The following is a 9,273-nucleotide window of genomic DNA, read 5'->3' as shown; positions in this document are numbered from 1 at the left end:
ACTAACCCGGCCAGCTTGAAAAGTAAGAGGCGAAAGCCGAGGAGTTAAATGCTCGGCAAGCTCCTCGACCACGTCCTCTGGAAGGCCCTCAGCCCTGAGAATACGCTTAAAGCTCCGCCTCGCCCGGTTGGTTATCCTCACGAGACTAGCGATTCTAAACGCGAGCGATGGGAGGCGGAGAAAAAAGCGGAGAAGGGGGAGAATCACTCTTTCTTCTCCTCCCCGTCTTTTTTCCCATAGTAGGTCGGGCCATTTATCACAACAGCACCCTTCTTAGTGAGGTTCGCCAGAGCCTCCATAAGCTCCTTGCCGGGGTTTATGGAGTCCATGAACTCCTTCGTGAGCTCAAGCGCCGCCTCTTTGTCCATACCCGCCTCGACGAGGTTTTTGTAGAACTCCGCCACGCTCTTGCCCATTGCCTGAATTCTTTCTGGGCTGTAGAGTTCGTTTAGAAATTCCTTAAGGGGTCCAATAAGGTCTTCCACTATGTCCCCTAGCTTCTCCATGAGGAAGGGTATCTTCTCCAAATCCTTGTCGCCCTCATAGGCCTCGATGAGGTCTTCGAGTACCTCCGCCTTCTCCCTGAGGACTTTCACCTCCTCCGGCGTCTTCGCGTTCCTCATCTCCTCCACGAGCTCGTCCAGGAGCTCCTCCAGCTTCTTCTTGGGGGTTCCAACTTTCTCCTCCATATCAATCACCTCGATAATCTTTAGTCCGGTCAAGCTTAATCGGGATTCCGATTATTTCGAACCACTTTTTGACCACCTTCTTTGAGAGGGCGTAGCACTTTCCCCTCTCCCCGGGAACCTCGACGACGATTCCCATCTCCCTAAGCTCCCTCAGCTTGGCCCTCACGGTGTTCCGCGAGGCCTTTCCGCGCCTGCCCTTCAGCTCCCGCGCTATCTCACTCACGTTCGCCCGCTTGAGGTCGAAGAGAATTCGAATGATTTCCCTCGATATGGGGTCGGTAACCTCGGGAACGGCCACCTCTATTCCCAGCCCGCCGTACTGGGCGTAGAGGTTGATTAAGCGGAGATAGGCCTGTGCCAGCTGGGAAACGAGGGCGAAGCTCTCCCTCAGCTCTTCGAGCGCCTTCCTGAGCTCCTGGACTTCCCTGGCGAGTTCCTCATCGGGCATGGTTAATGGTTGGGTGGTCAGTCCTTTAGCGTTTCCGGTCAGGGGTGAGCAGTTCCGCAACTCGGACGTAGCGGTTGAGCCTCTCGAACCGGGGCTCTAGGCCGAGCTCGGCGCATATCCTCCTCAGCTCCCCAATGGTCGAGAAGTACTCTTCCCCTTCATGGTTTATTCGAACGGGCAATCCATTTGATGTACCTTCCCCCGTCCTCGCTCTCCTCCGGTCTTGCAAAATAGCCTTCCCGTACCAGCACGTTGTTGGCCCATCCAAAAATCCAGTGCCAGACCTCGATGAGGAGTTCGTCTCGTCTGCACCATTTCGATGCCCTCAGCCTTTTGAGTTCACCGTTCAGTTCATCATTTTTCCGAAGGAACCGCTCCGCTTCTTCCGCGACCTCCCATGCCACCTTCCATCCTACCTCCTCGTCCTCCGGCCCGAAGAACGGCGCTTTCTCGTAGCCGTATTTTTTAAGGATTTTCATGTTCTCGGCATTTCCCTTGGAACAGTGCTCTTCGAGGGCTTTTGCAACGGATATTGCTTCCTCCTCACTCGCTTTGCCTCTCCAGACCAGGTCGGGGAACGCGTTCCGCCTGCCCGTGTGGTTGCCGAAGGAGTAGAATGTGTAGGGTCCGAACTGTGATGAATGACAACCCCAGTAAAAGTCCTCCATGAGTCTTTTTGCTCCCTCCCTTATCTCCTTGGCGTAGGGGACAAAGCCCCCAGAAAAAGCCCCTCCGAAGACCAGTCGGAGCGATTCCAGGTCGAGACCGTAGCAACCTATGACCGAGAAACGCACGTGTTCGAGGCTTGAGCACCCGACTCCCCTCATTTTCATGAGCCGGGAGTCAAAGGACTCCATAAGTCCGATGAGCCTCTTGGCGAGGGCCTCCCCGAACTCGACCCCGATTTCCCTCAGCCTCAGAACGTCCTCCCACGGGAGAACGCAGAAGTTCAGCTTCAGGACGCCGTCTTCCTCCTTCAGAAGGCCATTCGAGAGGAGATAACGCAGCGAATCTTCAGGAATCATGCGAAGGGCTTCTTCACGGGTTACGGGTGAACGGAGAAGCTTCAATAAAAGCTCTTTGGCATTGGGAACGTGCTTCCAGTAGTCCGGATCGCTCCCGCAACAAACATAGACCATCAGCCGACCCAAGGTTATCACCAAGAAGTATCATGTGAAAAATCTTTTAAACCTTCTCTTCAACCCCGTCTCCATGAAGCAAACCCTCTACCGCCTCCAGCTCCTCACGTCAGCCCTCAGAACAGCGGGAGACGCCATCGAGAGCGTTGCCCTGCCCTGGGGGATTCTCCAGAGCACCGGCTCGCTCCTGAGCATCGGCGGCTTCGCCCTCTTCTCCCACCTGCCCTGGGTTATCCTCCCGCCCCTCCTCGGAAGGACGCTCGACAGAACGGCCAGGAAGGTCAGGCCGGCCTTCCTCGCGCTCCTCCTTCAATCGGCCCTTGCCACTCTGATAGTTCCCCTCTCATCGAACGTCGTTGCATTTTACCTCATCGTCTCCGGAATCTCCGCTCTGGACATCCTCCACCGCTACTACGGCTTCTCGCTGGTTGCTTCGATGACCCTCGACCCGTCGGAGCTCCAAAGCCTCAACGCAAAGCTCGCCACCGTTGGAAACGCCGTTTCGCTGGTGGCCTTCCCTCTGGCCGGCTTTCTTTCTTACCGCTTCGGGATAACGGCCATGCTCCTCGACGCGGTTCTCCTTCTCGTTGGAGCGCTCACACTAATTCCGTATCTGGACGTCGATGTGAAGGGGAAGAGCGAGGAACTCCAGCTGGGAGAATCGGACAAAGGGATAATCATTGACAGATGGCTCGTCATAGGAGTTCTCGTCTCGATGCTCCTCTTCAACTTCGCCCTCGGCTCGTTCAGGATTTTCATCTTCGCCTCGCTGAGGAAGCTGAGCGCGGGGGAGTTCGTTTACGGGGTCCTGCAGTCCCTCACAACCGTTGGAAGCCTTGTAGCCGTCGTGATTATCTCTATTCTCGCAAAAAGGAAGGGAATCGGCCTCCGGAGACCGCTGATGATTGGAATGCTCCTCCAGAGCCTCGCCCTTCTCATCACTGGATTCCCCACGGTTTTGATGCTGTTTCCCGCAGTTCTGATTCTGGGATTCGGCGGGGAGCTTCTCAACGTCTCGTTCGACAGTCTGATGCAGAGGTTTATCCCGCTTAAGCGCCTTGGTACTGCAAGGGGCCTTTTCGACGCCCTCGCGACGCTGGTAATCCCCCTGTCTCAGCTGACCTTTGCGTGGCTGATTGAAAGGGGAACGGGGGCGAACCTTCCGGTGGGTGCCTTCCTCCTGGGGGTTCTCGCGCTTGGAATCCTCACGCTCACCACGAGAGACCTTCCGTTAGATTAACCAGCCGGCCCGTCTGGTTTTCTTTCAAACTGCCCCTCAGCTCCGCTCTGTAAATCCCCGAGATGGCGTCACCGATGGCAGCGATAACGTCCGCGTTTTTAAGGAGAGACTTCTTCGGCTCTCCGCTGTTCCTCACGTGGTTGAAGAATACCGCGAGGTTTGACGCGGCGAGGTGGAGGTTCCGGTAGCTTTCTTTTCCCGTGAGTTTGTATAGAGACCCGGAAGCCTCGCTGAGAACCTGCGCGCAGTAGGCGTACCTCCCGGCGCGCTCCCTCAGCAAATCAGCGCTCGCGTTGTGCTCAACCATCGTCCTGAGCGCACCCATGTCGCTCAGACAGAAGAGGGCTGTGGTGGAAACGGAAAGCAGGCCGGATTCTGCGTTCTTAACATCAACGCTTCTCCGATGAAAGGCGTATCCGAAGAGTGAGGAAACTACGAGGAGAACGACGATGACCGCGAGAAGGCGCCTCATTAACACCACCCAGCGTAATTGGGAAAGGCCCTTAAAAGGTTTCCCCAACTTAGGGCGGTGATGTTCATGCTCATACGCGAGGCGAGGCCGGAAGATAGGTCCTTCATCGAGGAAATAGCGAGGCTGACGTGGGACGGCGCGGATTACCTCGCGAGGGTCTTCGACGAGTGGCTCGGCGATAACTTCTACGTCCTCGAGGTGGACGGAAAGGTTGTGGGAACGGCAAAGCTGACGCTTTTGCCAGGAAAGGTCGGCTGGCTCGAAGGATTGAGGGTTCATCCCGACTACCGGGGCAGGGGCTTTGGGCGGAAGCTCCACGACTTCATGCTCCAGCTTGGTGGGAGACTCGCGAAGGAGGGAAAAATCGAAGCCCTTGAGTTCGCGACATACTTCCTCAACCGCGAGAGCATCTCGATGGCAGAGAAGACGGGCTTTCGGGTCAAGGCGAAGTTCTTCGTCTTCGGGGCGAAAACAGAGGACTTCCAACCGGAGAGGCCTGAGAAAATCGAGCCGGAGCTGAGCGACCTGACCCTCGGCCTCATTCCCGTCGGTTGGCGCTTCGTGAGGAGGAGCGAGGAGGCTTTAGGATGGATTAGGGAAAACGCCGACCTTTACGACTTCAACGGCTTCCGCTTTCTGGTTTCAAAGAAAGGAGCGACGTTCACGCCCCTCGACGTTGGCTTGGCGACTCTTAAGGCAATGCTCCCAGCGATGGCGTGGGTGGCCCGTGAGAGGGGAAGGGAGAGCTTCGACGTGATGCTCCCGAGCGGGGTAAAACCCCTCCTGCCGGGCCTTAGGAGGCTTGGTCTCCACCTCTGGGACGAGACTGAGGAGCCGAACGTTCTGGTTTTTAGGAAGAGGCTCGTTCGGGGGTGAGAGTGTGGAAATAATTCGCCTGTCCGGGGGACACCTCCCAGACTTCCAGGAGCTTTACATCGAGTTTTTCAGGGAACTCCGAGGAAAGCAGGGCTGGAATCCACATGCCGAGGCTGAGTATAGGGCCGAGGCAACACACTACTTCAAGAGGGGAGACATGATATTCCTCGCCATCGAGAAGGAAGAAGCCTTGGGATTCATCAGGGTTTCAAGCCGGGAGGGCAGTTTCTGGATTGAAGAACTCTTCGTAAGGCCAGAGTTCAGGGGGCGGGGAATCGGACGGGCCCTTGTTGAGCGGGCGGAAGAGGAGGTCAGGAAGCACGACGACGCGCTCTACCTCTTCGTCCTGCCGCAGGACAAAGATGCGATAGCCTTCTGGAAGAGGCTCGGTTACGACGTTATCAACACGATCGAGCTGGTGAAGGACTTGGAGCACTTGGAGAGGCTGTCCTTCCACACGGTCGAACTTCTCGGCGAGCCCTTCAGAATCTTCCGCTGGCGTGGGGAGAAGTTCACGGAGGAAGAGAAGCGCTTTATGGAACTGCTTGAGGAGTTTTACAGAAAAGGTGGGACGAAGGAGGAGTTCCTGAGGTTAGTCAATCAAACTTTGGAGAAATGGCTCGGCAAAAAGTGAAAGTTAAGCGTGCCACCTTCTCAACACCGGGAGAAGGACGAGAACTACGACAAGCCCGGGACCGCAGATTCCTCCTTTCGCCGGAGAGCTGGAAGTACCAGTTTCCGGATATGTTGTCGATTTGAAAGACGGACTTGGAGAGCTTGAAGCTGTCTTTGAAGTTGCTGTGGAAGTCGTTGTCCCCGACGTGGTCGTCGGCAGTGTGGAGGTCGTTCCAACATGACCGGTGCAGAGTTTCGAGGATTTTAACTCCAGTGCCGTGTTCTCTGCCCGCACTTCTTCCAGAACCTGGAACTTCACCGTTGAAACTTCGAAATATTTTGAATCTACCGGGTGGAATTTCAGGCGAAGCTCCCGAGTTCCGAGCTTAACGTTCCTCCAGCAGGGGTCTTTTTCAGCAACCGTAAAGAGAATTACGCTTCTGGAACCACTCAATCCGAGAGTTCCTACGACGGTATCTCCTTCTGCCCAGATATTCCTGACGAGCTTCAAAGTTCGGAGCGTGCTGGGTTTGTAGGCCTTCGCCCAATCAACGCTTCCGTTTCCGCTGAGCCTGAGCACTACAACGCTGTCCTTTAACTTCTCAGCACCGGCCACCCACGAGCCAATCTCTCCGAGATAGAGTGAATCCCCTGAAACTGCGAAGCGGTTCGTCACGAGACCGGGTTCATTGACCACTATGCTCCATATCGGGCTTCCGTTTTGGGCTATCTTTATCACGGCTGGAAACTTCACGGACGTTCCGTTCACCTCGGTTTCATACGTGCCGATTACATAAAGTCCACTGGCTCCTCTGACTATGCCGCTGGCGTAGAGCAGGTGGCCACCTTCCTGGGAGCGGTAGTGGGAGTAGCTGAGGACGTTGAGCACCGTTCCGTTGGTCAGCATTTCGATGAGGATTATTCTCGACCCACCAATCGCGCTCTCGGCGTTCGTAGAGACGACGTAAATCCTGTCCCCATCGACCATCAGACCTATGGGTTCGAGACCCAGGGTGACTCTAACGGACTTTGCCCAGAGCACCTTACCGTATAGGGGCTTGTTGTTCTCGTCCACAAAGACCTTTAGCACGACTGCCCACTTCCCGAGTTTTGCGAGTATGTAGAGGTACTTGCCATCAAGCACAGCATCCCTCGGGTAGATATGAGTCCTCACGAGCCGGGTCGTTCCACCGTAGGTTCTGTTCACGTAGGCCGAAATCATCTCGCCCCAGCGGACGTTTAAGTCATTATCGAGCCTGAGGATTAATATACTGTTAAAGCTTTTCGTTTTCTTTGAGTGGGCTTCGGAAATCAGATAGTAACCGTCAGAAGCCCTCAGGAGAATCTGGTTAGTTCCGAGGGGCGAAACTCCAATCCCCGTGCCATCATTGAAGGAAAGGGACAGCATCGTCCCGGAGAGGGTCTCGCCATCCGGAGTTATTTCAATCAAGGCAATGTAGTTCTTTAGTCCTTTGCTGTAGATTCCGGAAACCAGCATCTTGCCATCGGAGTAGAGGGCGTAGTACGGGTCGAATGAATCCATTGAGCCTCCCCGGATTGTGTACTCAAACTCGGCCGCCGAGACCGTTGTGAGGGACAGCGCAAGGACAAGGAGCACAACGAGGACCCACCTCATTGCCATCCCTCAAATTTTTTTACAACTTTTTGGGTAAAATACTTTTTCTTGAATAAAATCTCATCAAATCCGTCAAAATATTCCCGAACGATTCGACAGATTTTTAACGTCGAGACCCAAAATTAGCCTTATGGAAATCCGGGAACTCCAGCATGGAGAGGAGCCTCAATGCTTCCAAATAGCCCAGGGCCTTCCTGAGTGGTTCAACGAGGCCGGCCTTAGAGCTATCGGGCGGACTTAAGGAAGGAGGCTACTCGTTGTCAAGACGTCAGGCGATTTGAGCTACAAGCCCCACGACGAGACGAGGCGCTTCTACGAGCGGAGGGGCTTCGTGAGAATCGCGCTGGTGGACCCGTATCCAGAGTGGAACGAGCCGGCGCTGATTTACGCCAAATGTCTCGGAAACGTTTTAAAATCTCGGTTGTAATCTGAACGGGACTTCAAATGCGCTGGAGCGAGATTCCCCGCGACGCTAAAGCTTACATGCTCTACCACACGCTCATTGCCCCCAGCCTGATGGTCTGGATACTCTTCCCGCTCTACCTCATGGAGACCGGATACTCAATTCTCGAAGTCGGGGCGTTCTTTACCGCTGTAAACATAATCGCGATTCCCCTAACTTACCTCTTCGGCCGGCTCTTCAACCGCTGGGACATCAAGAAGGGTCTTATCGCGATAGACGTCCTTGACGGCATCGCCTACGTTTTGTACGGCCTCGCGAAGGGCGCGGTCGCCCCTTTAGTGCTCTTCGCTGGCAAAACAATTGAGAAGCTCTCAACGGTTCTCTATCCCCTTTATCGAGCTTACGAGCAGGTAATCTACCCGGAGGACAAGTACGAGGAAATCTTAGCCTGGCACCTCCGCCTGCCGGAGATATCGAGGCTGGTTACATTTCCGATTATGGGCTACATCCTTGGCTACATCTATCCGGGGCCGGAGAGCTACCGATGGACCTTCATGTTCTTCGGCCTCTTCTCGGCCGTTACGGTAGTGTACATCTGGCGGTTCCTGCCCTCCGTTGGCCGGGAGGAGCGGATAACGCCAGAGAGCTTCACCTTCAAGGCAGGCGAGTTTAAAGTTCTCATTGCGTTTGAGACGCTCTTCACACTCGCCTGGATGATGGCTCCGGAGATTGTGCTGATTAACTACGTCGTCTTCGTGCTCCATAAAACGGTCTTCGAGGTAACGCTGATAGCCTGCGCGAGCAGTATGGCCTCGATAATTGGCACTTACGCGAGCGAGAGGGTTCCGAAGGGGAAGGGATTTCAAGCTCTCGGCATTGCAATGTTCATTAATGCTTTATACACACTCATCATGGCATTGGCACCGCCCTTTTGGCTTGTAATTGTTGTTTATGCCATTGGAGAATTCGGAAGCACCTTGGGGTTTCCCTTCTACCGCTCTTGGCAGTTCTCGCTGATTCCTAAGGAACGCACTAGCGAGTTTCATGCGGCGATATCGAGTTATAAGACCCTCTTAGGCCTATTCACGCCCTTCGTTGCGGGAGCTCTGGCAAGCCTTCACCCAACTCTGCCCTACGCTGTGAGCTTCGGCCTGTTTTTACTGGCGGGGGCGATGTTCTGGTGGCTCTACAAAGCCAGAAGTCTCGTGGCTAAACATTAACCCCAGTCCTCAGCCTCCAGCCGTCTATGCTGAAACCGCCCATCTTCTCAAGGACGTGAGTTATCAAAGCCTCGGCGTTCTCGGTTCTGACTTCTTTCATGGCCCTGAGAAAGAGGGCGACGAACTCATCATTTGGGAAGTCGGGAAAGAGGTAAGCCCTTCTGAAGGCCCCGTCGCTGAAGAGGCGATACACCTTGCTCGCCGGCGGTACTTCGACCCTCAAAAACCGAGCGTAGGACTCAAGCGCTTCCTTCAGAGCCAGATGATAGAGGTAAGCGTAGCTCGGGTCTCCTCGTTCCTCTGCATCCTTCAGGCTGTCGAGAGCGTCCCAGAGAACGTACTTGGCCAGTTCGACTTTCACTGACTCGGGCTTTGGAAACGGCTTCCTCATGTACTCCTCGGCCTCGGCTCGAAGGGTCTCTACAATGCCCGTTTTGTCGAAGAGGACTTTCCCGATGAGGATTATTCTGGCGGTATTCCTCTTGTTCCTGAAGTGCTCCTCCTTAAAGTACCGCCTTATCTGCCTTACTAGGTT

General features: G+C 54.8%; 13 protein-coding genes. 5 read left to right on the top strand and 8 right to left on the bottom strand.

Going from position 1 to position 9,273, the window contains the following annotated elements; all coding sequences use genetic code 11:
• The 5 genes from MVK46_RS05745 to MVK46_RS05725 all read right to left on the bottom strand — a co-directional run.
• The coding region (locus MVK46_RS05745) for a hypothetical protein (RefSeq protein WP_297535687.1) at nt 1-207 on the bottom strand (207 nt) is incomplete at its 3' end.
• Nucleotides 204-689 carry a hypothetical protein gene (locus MVK46_RS05740; RefSeq protein WP_297535686.1) on the bottom strand — a complete coding sequence of 162 codons (486 nt, stop codon included), beginning with the start codon at nt 687-689 and terminating at the stop codon, nt 204-206. The genes MVK46_RS05740 and MVK46_RS05745, both read right to left, overlap by 4 nt.
• Before the next feature lies 1 nt (nt 690).
• On the bottom strand, nt 691-1,137 hold the full coding sequence (locus MVK46_RS05735; protein WP_297535685.1) for a winged helix-turn-helix domain-containing protein: 447 nt from the start codon (nt 1,135-1,137) through the stop codon (nt 691-693).
• A gap of 25 nt (nt 1,138-1,162) precedes the next feature.
• Complete coding sequence (locus tag MVK46_RS05730) at nt 1,163-1,318, bottom strand: hypothetical protein (protein ID WP_297535684.1); 156 nt, start codon at nt 1,316-1,318, stop codon at nt 1,163-1,165.
• Nucleotides 1,296-2,288, bottom strand: coding sequence for a hypothetical protein (locus MVK46_RS05725; protein WP_297535683.1), 993 nt, complete (start codon nt 2,286-2,288; stop codon nt 1,296-1,298). Before MVK46_RS05725 ends, MVK46_RS05730 begins: the two co-directional genes overlap by 23 nt.
• A 61-nt stretch (nt 2,289-2,349) precedes the next feature.
• On the opposite strand from MVK46_RS05725, the gene MVK46_RS05720 reads away from it, so the two are divergent.
• A complete protein-coding gene (locus MVK46_RS05720) occupies nt 2,350-3,516 on the top strand; it encodes an MFS transporter (protein WP_297535682.1) in 1,167 nt (388 codons plus the stop codon).
• On the opposite strand, the gene MVK46_RS05715 is transcribed toward MVK46_RS05720, so the two are convergent.
• Nucleotides 3,488-3,988: a hypothetical protein gene (locus tag MVK46_RS05715; protein WP_297535681.1), complete on the bottom strand. Its 501-nt coding sequence runs from the start codon at nt 3,986-3,988 to the stop codon at nt 3,488-3,490. The genes MVK46_RS05720 and MVK46_RS05715 overlap by 29 nt on opposite strands.
• A 60-nt stretch (nt 3,989-4,048) precedes the next feature.
• Between MVK46_RS05715 and MVK46_RS05710 the strand changes: the two genes are divergently transcribed.
• Complete coding sequence (locus MVK46_RS05710; protein ID WP_297535680.1) at nt 4,049-4,864, top strand: GNAT family N-acetyltransferase; 816 nt, start codon at nt 4,049-4,051, stop codon at nt 4,862-4,864.
• Between the two features lie 4 nt (nt 4,865-4,868).
• Nucleotides 4,869-5,498, top strand: coding sequence for a GNAT family N-acetyltransferase (locus tag MVK46_RS05705; RefSeq protein WP_297535679.1), 630 nt, complete (start codon nt 4,869-4,871; stop codon nt 5,496-5,498).
• Nucleotides 5,499-5,501: 3 nt separating this feature from the next.
• Here MVK46_RS05705 and MVK46_RS05700 read toward each other — a convergent pair whose 3' ends face one another.
• Nucleotides 5,502-7,115: a hypothetical protein gene (locus MVK46_RS05700; RefSeq protein WP_297535678.1), complete on the bottom strand. Its 1,614-nt coding sequence runs from the start codon at nt 7,113-7,115 to the stop codon at nt 5,502-5,504.
• Nucleotides 7,116-7,392: 277 nt separating this feature from the next.
• Here MVK46_RS05700 and MVK46_RS05695 point away from each other — a divergent pair, with 277 nt between their 5' ends.
• Nucleotides 7,393-7,542, top strand: coding sequence for a hypothetical protein (locus MVK46_RS05695; RefSeq protein ID WP_297535677.1), 150 nt, complete (start codon nt 7,393-7,395; stop codon nt 7,540-7,542).
• 17 nt (nt 7,543-7,559) lie between these two features.
• A complete protein-coding gene (locus MVK46_RS05690; RefSeq protein ID WP_297535676.1) occupies nt 7,560-8,738 on the top strand; it encodes an MFS transporter in 1,179 nt (392 codons plus the stop codon).
• Here MVK46_RS05690 and MVK46_RS05685 read toward each other — a convergent pair.
• Nucleotides 8,728-9,273 (bottom strand): nucleotidyltransferase (locus tag MVK46_RS05685; protein WP_297535675.1); only part of this gene is annotated, 546 nt, incomplete at its 5' end. The genes MVK46_RS05690 and MVK46_RS05685 overlap by 11 nt on opposite strands.

Source organism: Thermococcus sp., from assembly GCF_027066465.1.
GTDB lineage: Archaea > Methanobacteriota_B > Thermococci > Thermococcales > Thermococcaceae > Thermococcus.
The sequence above is the reverse complement of the archived record's forward strand: the minus strand, read 5'-3'. Positions and strand labels throughout refer to the sequence as shown.

Excerpts from the sequence above, each read along its gene's own strand:
- MVK46_RS05710 (WP_297535680.1), top strand. The coding sequence starts at position 4,049 with ATGTTCATGCTCATACGCGAGGCGAGGCCGGAAGATAGGTCCTTCATC.
- MVK46_RS05715 (WP_297535681.1), bottom strand. The coding sequence starts at position 3,988 with ATGAGGCGCCTTCTCGCGGTCATCGTCGTTCTCCTCGTAGTTTCCTCA.
- MVK46_RS05720 (WP_297535682.1), top strand. The coding sequence starts at position 2,350 with ATGAAGCAAACCCTCTACCGCCTCCAGCTCCTCACGTCAGCCCTCAGA.
- MVK46_RS05690 (WP_297535676.1), top strand. The coding sequence starts at position 7,560 with ATGCGCTGGAGCGAGATTCCCCGCGACGCTAAAGCTTACATGCTCTAC.
- MVK46_RS05740 (WP_297535686.1), bottom strand. The coding sequence starts at position 689 with ATGGAGGAGAAAGTTGGAACCCCCAAGAAGAAGCTGGAGGAGCTCCTG.
- MVK46_RS05735 (WP_297535685.1), bottom strand. The coding sequence starts at position 1,137 with ATGCCCGATGAGGAACTCGCCAGGGAAGTCCAGGAGCTCAGGAAGGCG.
- MVK46_RS05700 (WP_297535678.1), bottom strand. The coding sequence starts at position 7,115 with ATGAGGTGGGTCCTCGTTGTGCTCCTTGTCCTTGCGCTGTCCCTCACA.